We start from the raw sequence: 13,894 nt of genomic DNA on the forward strand, positions 1-13,894 counted from the left end.
ATGGCGTCGAGCAGCTGTTCATTAGTTACGCCGGCGATGTCCACCGCGGCGGACCAGCAGGCCGCGGCGCACGAGCCGCAGCCTTTGCACAGGCCGGCGTTGACCTCCGCCAACATCTTCTCCTTATTTACTTCGATAGCGCCGTAGGGGCACACGCCCCCGCACGTCCCGCAGGCGATGCAGCGCCGCTCGTTCACGACGGCGACGCGCCCTTCCGCCTTTATCGTCGGCTTGGCGAGAATCGTCGCCGCCCGGGCGGCGGCGGCCTGCGCCTGAGCCACCGACTCCGCTATCGTCTTGGGGTTGTGCGCCAGGCCGCAGACGAAGACGCCCTCCGTCGCGAAGTCGACCGGCCTGAGCTTCATATGCGCCTCGAGGAAGAAGCCGTCCGCCGTCAGCGGGACCTTGAGCATCTCGGCCAGCTCCTTGTTGGCCGCGGCGTCGGGCCACGTCCCCTGCGCCAGCGCGACGAGTTCGACGTCGATCTCGACATCTTCGCCCAGTATGATATCGTACCACTTTACTTTAACTTTATTCGCGCCGGGCGTGACGGCCGGTTTGTTGTCCGGCTCGAAGCGCGCGAAGAAGATCCCGCGCTCGCGGGCCTCGCGGTAGAAGTCCTCGGCCTCGCCGTACGTCCTCATGTCCCGATATAATATGTATACGTTCGCTTCCGGCTTGAGCTCTTTTAATTTAAGGGCGTTCTTGACGGCCTCGATGCAGCAAATCCGCGAGCAGTAGGGGTGCTCGTCGTCGCGCGAGCCGACGCACTGGACCATGACGACGCTCGAGGCGTCGTGCGGGACCTTGCCCGCGGCCAGCGCCTCCTCCAGGTCGCGCTGCGATACGACCCGTTCGCTCGAGGCGTAGCCGAACTCGTCGTGCTCGGCCATCCGCGCGCCCGTCGCGACGACTACGACGCCGTGATCGAGCTCGTGTTCGCCCTGCTTATCCTCGACGACCGAGACGTAGCTGCCGACGAAGCCCGATACCGACTTAAGGGTGGCGCCGGTGAAAAGTTTTATCTCGCCGTGGCCTTTGACTTTCGCGGTCAGCTCGTCGAGGAACGGCCCGACCTCGACGCCGCCCGGCAAGTACTTGATGTGATGGAGGTGGCCGCCGAGCTCGGGTTCCTTCTCCACCAGGTACGTCTCGAAGCCCTGGTCGGCGAGGCCGAGGGCCGCGGTCATCCCGGCGGCGCCGCCGCCCACGACGAGAGCCGTCTGCGTTACCGGCAACTCGATGTCGGTCAGCGGCGTGAGGTTGACCGCCCGGGCGACGGCCATCCGCACCAGCTCCTTGGCCTTGGCCGTGGCCTCCGCCGGTTGCTTCATGTGGACCCACGAGCATTGCTCGCGGATGTTGGCCATCTCGAAGAGGTAGGGGTTCAGGCCGGACTCGCGCAGCGTGGCGCGGAAGAGCGGCTCGTGGGTGCGCGGTGTGCAGGAGGCGACGACGACGCGGTTGAGGCCGTGCTCGTCGATCTTCTCGGCGATGAGCTTCTGCGTATCCTCCGAGCAGGTGAAGAGGTTGCGCTCGGCGTATGCGACCCAGGGCAGCGTCTCGGCGTACTCCACCACCGACGGCACGTCCACGACGCCGCCGATGTTGATGCCGCAGTGGCAGACGAAGACGCCCACGCGCGGCGGCTCGCCCCTGATGTCCCGCTCGGCCGGGAAGGAGGCCTCCGTCGTCTCGGTCCAACGGGCCGGCGCTACGACAGCCGAGGCCTGCGCCGCGGCCGCCGAGGCCTGCGTCACCGACTCCGGGATATCCTTGGGGCCGGCGACGGCGCCGGCGGCGAAGACGCCCGCTCGGGACGTATCCGTAGGCCGGAAGGGCGGCGAGGCCACGAAGTCGTACTTGTCCGTCTCCAGGCCAAGCCGCTCGAGCATGGCCTTGGTGTCGGCGTCGACCGTCAGGCCCACCGAGAGGACGACCAGGTCGAACTCCTCGCGGGAGAAGGCGCCGGCCCCGTCCTCATATTTCAAGACGAGCTTGCCGTTCTCGCGCTCGACGCTGTCGACGCGCGAGCGGACGAAGCGGACGCCGTACTCGCTCTCGGCGCGGTCGATATAGCGGTCGAACTCCTTGCCGAAGGAGCGCATGTCCATGAAGAAGATCGTGGGCTCGACGTCGGCGTCGTGCTCCCGGGCGATGACGGCCTGCTTCGTCGCGTACATGCAGCACACCGACGAGCAGTAGCCGCGGCCTACGGTGGTGTCCCGCGAGCCGACGCACTGCAGCCACGCGACCTTGACCGGGTCCGCGCCGTCGCTTTGGCGCTGGAGGTGGCCGCCGAAGGGCCCGGAGGCCGAGAGCAGCCGCTCGAACTCGATGGAGGTAACGACGTCGGGGAGGCGGCCGTAGCCGTACTCGCTCTTGAGCGCGGCGTCGAACTCCTCGAAGCCGGGCGCCAGGACCACCGCGCCGACCGGGACATCTTCTACCCTCTCGACGTCGAAGTGGCGGATGGCCTCGGGCTTGCAGGCGGCGACGCACTCCAGGCACTCGGAGCACAGGCCGCAGCTCAAGCAGCGCTTCGCCTCGGCGACGGCCTGCTCCTCCGTCAGGCCCAGCTCCACCTCGTCGAAGTTGCCCGCGCGTTTCGCGGGGGGGACCTCGGCCATCTCGGCTCGAGGCGTCGGCGCGGCCTCGTCCTTGGGAACGTCGTCGGATTCGACCACCGGGAGGGCCGACGGCTCGAGGACCGGATACTCGCCGCCGTTCAGGTAGTCGATTATGCCGCGGGCGGCGCGGCGCCCCTGCGCCATGGCCTCGGTGACCATGCCCGGGCCCGTGACGGCGTCGCCGCCGGCGAAGACGCCCGCGCGGCCCGTCATGCCGGTATTCTCGTCGACCTCGACGGTACGCCACTTGGTGAGGCATATCGCCTCGTCGGCGTCGAGGTGCTCCACGACCGGGGCCTGGCTGATGGCCGGGATAACCATGTCGAGTTCGACGTCGTAGGTGTCGCCCTCGACGGGGACCGGGCGGCGCCGGCCGCTCTCGTCCGGTTCGCCCAGCTCCATCCGCTGGAGGCGCATGCCGACGACGCGGCCTTCTTTGCCCAGGATTTCGTCGGGCGCCGTCAGCAGCTCGAGGCCCACGCCCTCGCGCAGCGCCTCCTCGACCTCGAGTTCGTCGGCGGGCATTTCCTTCCGCGTCCGGCGGTAGAAGATGGTGACGTCGGCGCCGAGGCGGCGGGTCGTCCGCGCGGCGTCTATGGCGGCGTTGCCGCCGCCTACGACCGCGACGTTCTTCCCGACCCAAACTTTGCCTTCCTGGTTGAACTCGCGCAGGAACTCGACGGCGCCGACGACGCCTTCCAGCTCCTCGCCGGCGCAGCGGAGCTTCAGGCTCTCGTGGGCGCCGACGCCGACGAACGCGGCCTTGTAGCCGTCCTCGAGCAAATCGTCCAGCGTGAAGGCCTTGCCCAGCTCGGCGTCGTAGTGGAACTGGACGCCGAGTTTCGCGAGGAAGCCGACGTCGCGGTCCAGCACGTCGCGGGGGAGGCGGTAGCTCGGGATGCCGACGCGCAGCATGCCGCCGGCGAACGGCAGCGCCTCGAAGACGTGGACCTCGTAGCCGGCGAAGGCGAGGTCGTGGGCGCAGTTGAGGCCCGCGGGCCCCGCGCCGACGACGGCGACGCGCTCGCCCTTCTTCGCTATCTCGTAGTCATCGACGTACGAGTAATCCGGCTCGTGGGCGGCCTCCCAGTCGGCGGCGAAGCGCTTGAGCGCGCGGATGGAGACCGCCGCGTCCACCTCGCCGCGGAGGCACTCCTCCTCGCAGGGGTGGTGGCAGACGCGGCCGCAGACGCCCGGCAGCGGGTTCTGCTTCCTTATCAGCGCGAGGGCTTCCTTGAACTTGCCCTCGGCGATGAGGGCGACGTAGCCCTGCGCCGCCTGGTCGATGGGGCAGGCGTTCCGGCAAGGGGCCTTGCCGCGCTTCGTGATGGCGTAGCAGTTGGGGATGGCCTGCGCGTACGGCCGGTAAATGGCGCGCCGCTGGACCAGGCCCACCTCGTACTCGTCCGGGTACTGGACCGGGCAGACGCCGGCGCAATCCGTGCAGCCGGTGCAGGCGTCGAGGTCGACGTAGCGGGGGTGGCGGCGGACGTGGGCGGTGAAGTTGCCGGCCTCGCCCTCCAGCTTCTCGAGTTCGGCCAGCGTTAGTATCTCGACGTTCTCGTGGCGGCCGGCCTCGACCAGCTTGGGCGCCAGGATGCACATCGAGCAGTCGTTGGTGGGGAAGGTCTTGTCGAGCTGGGCCATGGTCCCGCCGATGGCGGCGCCCTTCTCGACGAGGTATACCTTGACGCCGGCGTTGGCCAGGTCGAGCGCGGCCTGGATGCCGGCGACGCCGCCGCCCACCACCATCGCGGCGCCTATGACGTTACAAGGGGTTTTGGATGAGGTGTTAACCATTATTCCTCGCCGCGGATGCGGATGCGAGCTTCCTCTACGATCCAGATTTCGCCGGCGGGGGGTTCTTTATCCAAACGCGGTATAAATCCTCGGACGTTATTCATAACGTAATTTTTATCTTGCTTTGCGTAGCGGAGCACTATTATCCCGGCGTGAGTGCCCGGCGGGTGTTCCCTTATATCGGCAAACGACAAGTCCAACGTGACTAAAACTAAGCCCTCGGCCCGGCAAAGCGAAAATACCTCTTCGTCCGCCTTTCCACCCAACCCTTCCCCGATTACCGTTTCGGCGGGATGCCCCGCGGCCGTAAATAACTCCGCCAATTCCACCGGCAGGTTTTCGTCTAATTTCAACCGGGTCAAATTCTAATTTCCTATCGGGACGGACCGTTCTTTGGCGAGTTCGGCGGCGTACGCCACGGCCGCTTGTATATCCTCTCTCGTAATGGTCGGATAACTTTTTATTATATCTTCCGGCGTCAACCCGGCCGCGAGGTTATCGAGAATAACCGAAACCATAATCCGCGTCCCTTTGATGCACGCCTTTCCGTGGCATACGTTGGGGTCCACCGATATGCGCTCAAGGGCGTCCATATTTATACCTCCTCGCGTTTACAGCGTTCCTAAGCCACCGGGTCGGCCACGCCGCCGCCCACCACCATCGCGGCGCCCACGACGTCGTTACATTTTTTACCGTTAGCCATCTGTAGTCGGATTACGTAGTAGCTGTTTTCGACGACCTTACCGCCAGCACGTCGTCGCGTTCGCCCGCCCGAACGTCGTCGGCTGAGAGCGTCACGACGGCGAGAGTTTCCCCGGAAGTTTTTACGAATTCGACTTCCACGGCGCGGTCGTCGTAAATTTCGACTACGGTCCCCAAGTCTCCGGTTTTGAGGCCGAAATCAGGTTTATCTTTAACCAGAACTACGGGCTCTAGTAATTTAAATGTCATATAACCCCCTAAGCGGATATATGGTAACGAACGTCGGTATTTCCTCGCCGCGTTTCACGATCCAGACAGTTACTACGGGCGCCGCGTCCCCGGATGGTCCCGATAAAATCCCTGTGATGACGTATTTTTTTCCGAACGGGGTCGTTTCGACTTGTTCGAATTGCCCCGTTAGTATTTGTTGGCGTATGTCTTCGTCCAAATCTCTCCAATTTTCCCTCGTATAACCCAGCTTTTTAAATACCGCTGCCTTATACCTACCGATGGGATGTTCTTCAGATAGTACGTAGTCGCGTAACTTAGCGGGTTCGATAACGGCGTTTTCGAAACCCGGTATTGGCATCTATTCCCCCGCGAACGCCGCGAGCAGCTTCTCACATTTATTTTTCGCCAATTTCAGGCCGACGTCCTTGCTCGAGAGGCCCAGCGCCAGCCCCAGCACCTGCGGCAGGAACAGCACCGGGAGCTCGAGCTTTTGCTCGAGCTGCGCCGCTATTTTTTTCTGGTTGTCGTCGTACATCACCGCGCAGAACGGGCACACCAGGACGACGGCGTCCGGGCCGGCGGCCTTGACGCGCGTCAGCTTCTCGCCGGCGATGGCGAGCGACAGCTCCGCGTCGATGCCCAACAGCGCGCCGCCGCAGCACTTCTTGTATTCGGCGTAGTCGACGACCGCGGCGCCCGTCGCCCGTAACAGGTCGCCTATCGAATGTGGCGCCTCCGGGTCCTCGGCGTCGTGGAAGGCCCAGGAGGGCTTGAGGTAGTGGCAGCCGTAGTGGACGGCGAAGCGGAAGTCGCCGAGGGGCGCGACCACTTTCTCCTTAATGGCCTCCGGGCCGACCTCCTCATAGAGCCACCGCGCGAAGTGGCGGACCCGCGGCGGCTTCTCGACCTTACGGTTAACCTTCGCGAGCTTCTCGTTGACGCGCGAGCGGAGGCCGTCGTCCTCGGCCAGTTCTTCCGCGACCTCGGCCAGGACCGACGCGCAGCTCGAGCAGAGCGCGAGGACCTCCAGGCCGGCCTCCTCGGCGACGGCCAGGTTGCGCGCGGCCAACAAGAGCGTCCCCTCGCGCGTGGCGGATTTGATGGGGAAGCCGCAGCAGGCGAAATCCTGCTGAGGCTCGAGCTCGGCGCCGAAAAGCCGTGCGACCTCGACGGCCGACTTCTCGTATTGGCGGCCTCGCAGCGGGATGGTGCAGCCGAGGAATAGCGCGTACTTGTTTTCCATAGATAAAAGGTTACGATTCTTCCAGCAGCTTGCCCACTTCGTCGCAGGTGGTCTTGAGCTCGGCCAGGCCCATCTTGGCGCGCTTCTTGTTGTCGAACTCCTCCAACTCGTAGAGGCGGCCGAACTGCTTGAGAAGGTCGAGCTGGGTCACGTACGCCGGGTGCAGCTTGCCCTCCCGGGCGGCGATATTTTTCACCGCGGTGATTATCTCGGCGAAGGATACCCCCTGCGGGCAGCGCTCCTCGCAGGAGTAGCAGGTGGAGCACAGCCAGATGAAGTCGCTCGAGAGGACGCGCTCGCGGAGCCCCAAGAGGATCATCCGGATTATCTTGCGGGGGTTGTAGCGCTCGTCGATGGCGCGGACGGGACAGGCCGCGGTGCAGGTGCCGCAGGCGAAGCAGTACTTTATGGCCTCGCCGCCGGGCTCCGCGGCGACGTCGTACTTGAAGCCGGGGTCTGTTTTATTGATGGTCATCGTTAGCAACTTTCGGCAGGCGGGACAAAAAGGCCCACGCCCCATTACGGGGTATGGGCCTAAGCGAGCGGCGGTCCGCTCGGGCAAGGAGCCGGTAGAAAGGGCAGGCGCGAACTCTAGGCCGTCGCGTCGGCCTGCGCCCCGGCCGGGCCGGAACGCTCGGTAAATCTAAAATATACGGCGCCGGGTGTCAAGTGAAATCCTACACAAAGTCCGCTCTTTTTTGCGCGAACGTTAAATTTCCCGCCTCGCCGGCGGGACCGAAATTTAGGTTGACCGTTTATGCTTTAAATATTATAAAGGGCGTAGGAGATACCCGGCACGCAGGCCGCGAGAGGCCCGGGAGGAGTCGCTATGGACGTCGGAATCCCCAAAGAACAAACGTCGGCCGAGACGCGCGTAGCGGTGACGCCTATGGGCGCGTACGCGCTTACGTGCGCAGGCCACCACGTCTTCGTCGAGACGGAGGCGGGCGCCGATGCCGGCTTCGCGGACGAGGAGTACGAGAAGGCCGGCGCGACGGTCGTCTTCTCGCCGCAGGAGGTCTACGGCCGAGCGGAAGTCGTCGCTAAGGTGCACCCGCCCAACGTCGACGAAATCGCGCTGATGAACGAGGGCGCCGTCGTCTTCAGCGCCATTCAACTCGGCGCCCAGGTGGACGAGGCCGTGCGGGCGACGTTGGACAAGAAGGTCGTGGCCGTCGGCTACGAGATATTGGAGGACGACCGCGGCGAGTTCCCGGTGATGAAGATAATATCGGAGCTGGTGGGCCATATGGCGCCCAGCATCGCCGGCCGCTACCTCTCCCACTACGAGGGGGGGCGCGGCGTCGCGCTCGCCAATCTCCCCGGCATCCCGCCGGTGGCCGTGGCCATCGTGGGCGCCGGCAACGTGGGGACGATGGCGGCGAAGTCCTTCGCGGCGCTGGGCGTTCAGACCCACCTCTTCGACCGCTCGGTCGCCAATTTAAGACGGGCGGAGGCCGTAGTGCCGGCGGTCATTACCCATATGGCGGAAGCTCCCAATATAGGCCGGGCGTGCGAGTACGCCGACGTCGTCATTACCGCGGCCTACGTCCACGGCGACAGGCCGCCCATGCTCGTTACCGAGGAGATGGTCCGTTCGATGAAGCCGGGCGCCGTCCTGATGGACATCGCCATCGACCAGGGCGGCTGCGTCGAGACCAGCCGGCCCACCAGCCACGCCGACCCGGTGTTCGAGAAGTTCGGCGTCACCCACTACTGCGTGCCCAACATCGCCGCCGCGGTGCCGCGCACCTGCTCGTACGCGTTCAACAGCAACCTCAAGGAATATTTGGCCGAAGTGACGGCGTTGGGGGTGGCGGAGGCCGCGCGTCGGAAGCCGGGTTTGCGTAAAGGGATATACTTCCTCGAAGGCGCCTGCACCCATCCCCGCCTGTGCGACCTGTTCAGCCTCGAGTATACGCCCATCGAAGGGATTATCGGCGACTAACGGCCCGGGGGTTCGCGGAGCGACGACCATGGTAATGAGTTGGCTCGAAGATTACAAGAATAAGCGCACGACCGCGGCCGAGGCGGTCAAGGTCATAAAATCGGGCGATAATGTGCACATCCACCCCGGCTGCGCCGAGCCCATAACGCTGGTGGAGGCGATGACGGCCCGGGCGCCGGAGCTTCAGGGCGTGCGCGTGTGGCACCTCCTGACCTTCGGGCCGGCGCCGTATATGGCCCCCGAGATGGCGCCCCACTTCCGCCATATGGCCTATTTCACCGGGCCCAACGCCCGGGCGGCGGTGAACGAAGGCCGCGCCGAGTATATACCCATTTATCTTTACGAAATAGGCAACTTGATACTCGATGGTTTCTACGACGTGGACGTCGTCCTGTGCAACCTCTCGCCGCCGGACGAACACGGCTTCTGCTCCTTCGGCGCCGGCGTGGACGTAACCAAGCCCGCCGCGGAGAAGGCCCGCTACGTTATAGCGCAGATAAACCCCCGGGTGCCGCGGGCGCTGGGCGACTCGTTCATCCACGTACGCAAGCTGACGCACATCGTCGAGGTCGACGAGCCGCTCAAGGAGATGCCCGGCGCGGGGCAAGTGTCCGAGACGGCGATGAAGATAGGCCGGCACGTCGCGGAGCTCATCGAGGACGGCTCCACCATGCAGATGGGCATCGGCGAGATTCCCGACGCGGTGCTGGCGTCGCTGGGCGGCCACAAGGACCTCGGCGTCCACACCGAGATGTTCTCCGACGGCGTAATTGACCTCATCGAGAACGGCATCGTTACCAACGCGCGCAAGACGCTGCACCGCGGCAAGGTCATCGCCGGCTTCGTCCTGGGCAGCCGCCGCCTTAATGAGTACGTCGACAACAACCCGGTATTCGAGTTCCACCCCCAGAACTACGTCAACGACCCGTTCGTAATTGCCCAGAACGAGAAGCAGGTCGCGATGAATTCCGCCATCGAAGTCGACATCACGGGCCAGGTGTGCGCGGACTCCATCGGCACCCGCATCTACTCCGGCTTCGGTGGCCAGGTGGACTTCATCCGCGGCGCGGCGTACTCCAAGGGCGGCAAACCCATTATTGCGCTGCCCTCCACCGCCAGGGGCGGCGAAGTCTCGCGCGTCGTGGACAAGCTCAAGCCGGGGGCCGGCGTCGTGACCAACCGCGCCGACGTGCACTACGTCGTGACGGAGTTCGGCGTGGCGTCGCTGCACGGCCGCTCGCTTCAGCAGCGCGCCCGGGAGCTAATTAAAATCGCCCACCCCGACTTCCGCGAGGAGCTGGAGCGGGCGGCCTTTGAGCGTAATTTATTGTAAAAAAGCTCTAGATAATATTATATAAAACCTCGTATAAGATTTATTTATATGATTTATTTGATTTTATTTAAAAAATACTTGACAACCAGAATTATTTGTGTTAAAAATTATCAAAAGGGATTGACGCTGTGAAAAGGGGCTTTTTCGCATTATGCTTAATTTTGTTTTTGGGTTGTGGTGACGAAGAGCCCGAAGCCGACGGCGTCATTCCGGTTTTGCTGGGCGTAGGCGGCGAGCCGTCTTGGAGTTCCAAGAACGTTATTGCGGTTGGTTTTGGCCCTTATATATATTATTGTGACCCCTACGGGAAAAATAAGGGGGACATTAAACCCGAGCCGAAGATGGAGGTTTACGACTTGGATTGGTCTCCGGACGGCGAAACGATTATTTACGAGGGTTACGAATGGACGGAGAATAAAACAAAACTTTATAAAGTGGAGTTCCTGGGCGGGCGGACAAGCTTATTTTTGGACCAGCACGCCGGCGACCCGGCGTGGTCGCCCGACGGGAAGTACATAGCTTATACTAAGTTCGTAACGCACGCCGAAATTATTTGTATCGTACCTGCCGCGGGAGGAGAGACGATAGAACTAGTGTCGCCGGGCGACGTATCTGACCCCGACTGGAGCCCCGATAGCGAAAACGTTTTTTACACAAAGCGTTTACCGGGCCGAAGGTTCGAAATTTGGGCGGTAAATATTAAGGACAAGAAAAAGAAGAAGTTCGTAACGGAAGGTATGGACCCGGCTTGGCACCCGTTCGGAGAGCGGCTCGCTTTCGTTAAAGAGGTCGGCGAAGCCTACGATATATATTTAATGGACCCTGCTACCGGCCGGGATACGAAGTTCGTCGGTACGCCCCGGGGAGAAAGCAAATGGTGGGCGCAGGAACCTACGTGGAGCCCCAAAGGCGATTGGATTGGGTTTCACGGGAGTAGAGAATATTTCGGTGTTTACAAAAAACAATTTTCGCCAAAATAATAGTAGTTTCGGGGAGGCTAAAAAATGTACGTTGATAGCAATCGGGCGCCGGCCCCGCGGCCGGCGTTTTCGTTTAATCTAATATGAACCCCAACGCCGCAGAAGAACTCCGGGAATTCGCGCGCAAAATCCCCAAGGTGGAACTCCACCTCCACCTGGAGGGGGCGATACCGCTCGAGACGCTGCTGGCGTTCATCCGCCGCGCCGGGACCGAGCCGGACGTCCGGACAGTCGACGACCTTCGCCGCCGCCTGGCCTACCCGGACTTTCAGGGTTTTCTCGATACCTGGGTGTGGAAGAACAAGTTCATCACCGAGGTGGACGACTTCGCCGGGATAACGTACGACGTCCTGGCCGACCTGCACGCCCAGAACGTCCCGTACGTCGAGATGCACTACTCCCCCGGCGACTACCGCGACCGCGGCTTTACGGTGGCCGGCGTCACCGAGGCCGTACTCGCCGGCTCGGCGCGGGCCCGCCGGGACTTCGGCCTCCGCTGCGGCCTGATCCTGGACCTGCTGTGGGGCGCCACCGTCGAGGCGGCGTGGGGGTGGTTGGAGGAGGCGACGCCGTTCCTGGGCCGGGGCGTCGTCGGCGTCGGCCTGGGCGGGAGCGAGCAGAAGTCCCCGGCCCGGGCCTACGCCGAGCTCTACGCCGAGGCCGGGAAGCGCGGCTTTCGCCTCACCGCTCACGCGGGCGAGGCGCTGGGGCCGGAGTCCGTCCGGGCGGTTATCGACGAGCTGGACGTCGAGCGGATAGGCCACGGCGTCCGCGCGAGCGAGGACCCGGCCCTGCTCGAGCTGTTGAAAGAGCGCCGAATCCCGCTGGAGGTCTGCGTCACGAGCAACGTGAAGACCGGCGTCTACCCCTCGGCGGCGGCGCACCCCATAAGGTCGCTGTTCGAAAGCGGCGTTATAGTGACGGTCAACGCCGACGACCCCACCATGTTCCATAACACGCTCAGCGACGAATATCTCGTTCTGCTTCGGGACCTGGCCTTCACGCCGGAGGATTTAAAGACGTTGAGCCTGAACGGCGTCGAGGCCTCGTTTTTACCCGAGGCCGAAAAGAGCGTCCTCCGGGCGAAATTCGAGGAGGAGTGGGAGGGATTGTTAAAGAAGTACGCCTAGGCGTAGCGCCGCTCCGCCTTTGCCCGGCCTCCCGGCCGGTTTTTATTTCCCCCTAAAAGCGCGAACGAAAAATTGCCTTGACCGCGGCTCGAGCCGCTGTTAATTATGGGGTCGTTATCCGAAGGAGGTTCGGGATGTGTCGCGTATATAGGGCGTTGAATATAATCGCCGCATTTGCGGCGTTACAGGCCGGCGTCGCCGCGGCCGATTCATGGATGGCCCCCACCGAGCAGAGTTACTACTCCGCGAACCAGGAATATTTTTTGCACGTCGTCCCGGGCGACGGCTCGAGCCCTGCCCGCGGCACGCTGTATCAGGCTTTCCCCGCGCGCGACGCGCAGGAGCTATGGGCCCGCGAGCTCCTCAACCCCACCGCCCCCTACCAGGTGCTGGTCGCGGATTCCGGCGAGTACGTCGTCACCTCCGACGACTGGGGGAAGGTCGGCTATGGCCCCAACGTCGTCGTCATCTACGGCCCGGAAGGCGACGTCGTAAAGAATTTCGCGCTGGAGGACCTCTTGACCGACGAAGAGGTGGCCGCGGTCCCTCACACCATCAGCTCGCGGTGGTGGGGCGGTAAGCACTATCTTGACGAGGAGGCGGGGGAGGTAGTCCTGGCGGTCTCGACGGGCGGCGACGCGTTCGGCGAGGTCCGCATCCGCCTTGCGGACGGGGAGGTCCTCCCGTAGCGGTACGGCCCCGGTTGTATTTGAGAGGAAGACGATGCGCTTTAAGAACGTCGTAGGCATATACCCTTATTATTACGAGGTCCCGGTGTACGAGTTCTTCCCGCCGCTGGGGCTGGAGTACGTCGTCGCCGCGATAGAGGACCTGCTCGAGGACGCGTGCGTGATAGACCTGCGCTACGAGAAGGAGTTCGAGAAGGTCGTGGGCGCGGGCGCGGACCTGTTCTGCGTGAGCGTGAACTGGCCTTACGAGTACGACTCGGTATGCGAGGTCATCCGCTCGCTGCCGGCGGACGCGACGACGGTCGTCGGCGGCAAGTTCGCCACCGAGAACGTGGAGGAGCTGTTCGCGCGGTGTCCTAATGTCGACGTCATCGTGCGGGGCGACGGCGAGGAGACGTTCCGGGAGTTCGTGCAGGCGGGCTCGCCGGCGAACGTCGATGGTTTATCCTATCGCGACGGCGGCCGCGTCGTCCACAACGCCAACCGCCGGCTGGCCCCCGTCTCGGACACGCTGTATCCGAATCGGAGGAGACGCCGCTACCGATATAAGGTCAGCTACCAGAAGGTCGGCCTGGGATACAGCTTCGACTCGCTCGTGAGCTCGCAGGGCTGCCCGTTCAAGTGCAAGTTCTGCTCGTTCAAGATGAACCCGCTGGGCCAAAAGCGCGACTGGTCGGCGCGTTCGCCGGCGTCGGTGCTCGCGGAACTGGGGGAGATAGACGCCCGGGTGGTGGCGTTCGTCGACGACAACTTCTTCGCCGACGTGGGGAGGGTGGACGAGATATGCGACCTCATTATCGAGGCGAAGCTGGATAAGTTCTTCCTCGCTAACGCGCGGATCTCAGTGGCGAACCATCCCGCCCTTCTGGAGAAGATGTACCGCGCCGGCTTCCGCCTGCTGATGATCGGCCTGGAGTCCGCCCAGGACAAGAGCCTGAAGCAGTTGGACAAGGGCTTCAAGACGGCGGACGTGCGGAAGGCGTTCGCGGTCCTGCGCGAGGCGAAGATGCTGACCAACGGCTATTTTATCGTGGGCCTTATGGGCGAGACCGAAGAGGAGATGCTCCAGGTAGTCCCCTTCGCCCGGGAGATAGGCATCGATTTGATAAGCCCCAACCGGCTGCGGTACGAGAAGTATTCCGGCCTGGCGCGCCTCGTGGACGAGAGCGACGATTACTACGTCGGCGAGGGCAACCGCGTATTTTCGA

The 13,894-nt window shown here is 63.4% G+C and carries 13 protein-coding genes; 6 read left to right on the forward strand and 7 right to left on the reverse strand.

Annotation, left to right across the window (positions count from 1 at the left end; genetic code table 11):
- The 7 genes from VMX79_06605 to VMX79_06635 form a co-directional block, all read right to left on the reverse strand.
- On the reverse strand, positions 1–4,430 hold a 4,430-nt coding region (locus VMX79_06605), incomplete at its 3' end, for an FAD-dependent oxidoreductase (protein HUV86765.1).
- Positions 4,430–4,792 (reverse strand): DUF5615 family PIN-like protein, encoded by a 363-nt coding sequence (locus tag VMX79_06610; GenBank protein HUV86766.1) that lies wholly within the window; start codon positions 4,790–4,792, stop codon positions 4,430–4,432. The genes VMX79_06605 and VMX79_06610, both read right to left, overlap by 1 nt.
- Before the next feature lie 3 nt (positions 4,793–4,795).
- Positions 4,796–5,023, reverse strand: coding sequence for a DUF433 domain-containing protein (locus VMX79_06615; GenBank protein ID HUV86767.1), 228 nt, complete (start codon positions 5,021–5,023; stop codon positions 4,796–4,798).
- Between the two features lie 121 nt (positions 5,024–5,144).
- Complete coding sequence (locus tag VMX79_06620) at positions 5,145–5,381, reverse strand: DUF4926 domain-containing protein (GenBank protein HUV86768.1); 237 nt, start codon at positions 5,379–5,381, stop codon at positions 5,145–5,147.
- Positions 5,371–5,721, reverse strand: coding sequence for an adhesin (locus tag VMX79_06625; protein ID HUV86769.1), 351 nt, complete (start codon positions 5,719–5,721; stop codon positions 5,371–5,373). Before VMX79_06625 ends, VMX79_06620 begins: the two co-directional genes overlap by 11 nt.
- Positions 5,722–6,606, reverse strand: coding sequence for a CoB--CoM heterodisulfide reductase iron-sulfur subunit B family protein (locus VMX79_06630; GenBank protein ID HUV86770.1), 885 nt, complete (start codon positions 6,604–6,606; stop codon positions 5,722–5,724).
- Between the two features lie 10 nt (positions 6,607–6,616).
- Positions 6,617–7,081 (reverse strand): 4Fe-4S dicluster domain-containing protein, encoded by a 465-nt coding sequence (locus tag VMX79_06635; protein HUV86771.1) that lies wholly within the window; start codon positions 7,079–7,081, stop codon positions 6,617–6,619.
- Between the two features lie 354 nt (positions 7,082–7,435).
- Here VMX79_06635 and VMX79_06640 point away from each other — a divergent pair, with 354 nt between their 5' ends.
- From VMX79_06640 to VMX79_06665, 6 genes are all read left to right on the forward strand, one after another.
- Positions 7,436–8,554, forward strand: coding sequence for an alanine dehydrogenase (locus tag VMX79_06640; GenBank protein ID HUV86772.1), 1,119 nt, complete (start codon positions 7,436–7,438; stop codon positions 8,552–8,554).
- A gap of 34 nt (positions 8,555–8,588) precedes the next feature.
- Positions 8,589–9,887, forward strand: coding sequence for an acetyl-CoA hydrolase/transferase C-terminal domain-containing protein (locus tag VMX79_06645; GenBank protein ID HUV86773.1), 1,299 nt, complete (start codon positions 8,589–8,591; stop codon positions 9,885–9,887).
- A 128-nt stretch (positions 9,888–10,015) separates the two neighbouring features.
- Entirely contained in the window at positions 10,016–10,867 is an 852-nt protein-coding gene (locus tag VMX79_06650; GenBank protein ID HUV86774.1) for a hypothetical protein, read from the forward strand.
- Positions 10,868–10,950: 83 nt separating this feature from the next.
- Positions 10,951–11,997, forward strand: a complete 1,047-nt coding sequence (gene add / locus VMX79_06655; GenBank protein ID HUV86775.1) for an adenosine deaminase — start codon at positions 10,951–10,953, stop codon at positions 11,995–11,997.
- Between the two features lie 134 nt (positions 11,998–12,131).
- A complete protein-coding gene (locus VMX79_06660) occupies positions 12,132–12,686 on the forward strand; it encodes a hypothetical protein (GenBank protein ID HUV86776.1) in 555 nt (184 codons plus the stop codon).
- 34 nt (positions 12,687–12,720) lie between these two features.
- A partial coding sequence (locus VMX79_06665) for a radical SAM protein (protein ID HUV86777.1) occupies positions 12,721–13,894 on the forward strand: 1,174 nt, incomplete at its 3' end.

The sequence above is a fragment of the bacterium genome (assembly GCA_035529855.1).
Classification (GTDB): domain Bacteria; phylum RBG-13-66-14; class B26-G2; order WVWN01; family WVWN01; genus WVWN01.

Bases quoted from the DNA above. Each gene is read 5' to 3' on its own strand.
- VMX79_06615 (HUV86767.1), bottom strand. From the start codon at position 5,023: ATGGACGCCCTTGAGCGCATATCGGTGGACCCCAACGTATGCCACGGA.
- VMX79_06620 (HUV86768.1), bottom strand. From the start codon at position 5,381: ATGACATTTAAATTACTAGAGCCCGTAGTTCTGGTTAAAGATAAACCT.
- VMX79_06625 (HUV86769.1), bottom strand. From the start codon at position 5,721: ATGCCAATACCGGGTTTCGAAAACGCCGTTATCGAACCCGCTAAGTTA.
- VMX79_06630 (HUV86770.1), bottom strand. From the start codon at position 6,606: ATGGAAAACAAGTACGCGCTATTCCTCGGCTGCACCATCCCGCTGCGA.
- VMX79_06635 (HUV86771.1), bottom strand. From the start codon at position 7,081: ATGACCATCAATAAAACAGACCCCGGCTTCAAGTACGACGTCGCCGCG.
- VMX79_06640 (HUV86772.1), top strand. From the start codon at position 7,436: ATGGACGTCGGAATCCCCAAAGAACAAACGTCGGCCGAGACGCGCGTA.
- VMX79_06645 (HUV86773.1), top strand. From the start codon at position 8,589: ATGAGTTGGCTCGAAGATTACAAGAATAAGCGCACGACCGCGGCCGAG.
- add (HUV86775.1), top strand. From the start codon at position 10,951: ATGAACCCCAACGCCGCAGAAGAACTCCGGGAATTCGCGCGCAAAATC.
- VMX79_06660 (HUV86776.1), top strand. From the start codon at position 12,132: ATGTGTCGCGTATATAGGGCGTTGAATATAATCGCCGCATTTGCGGCG.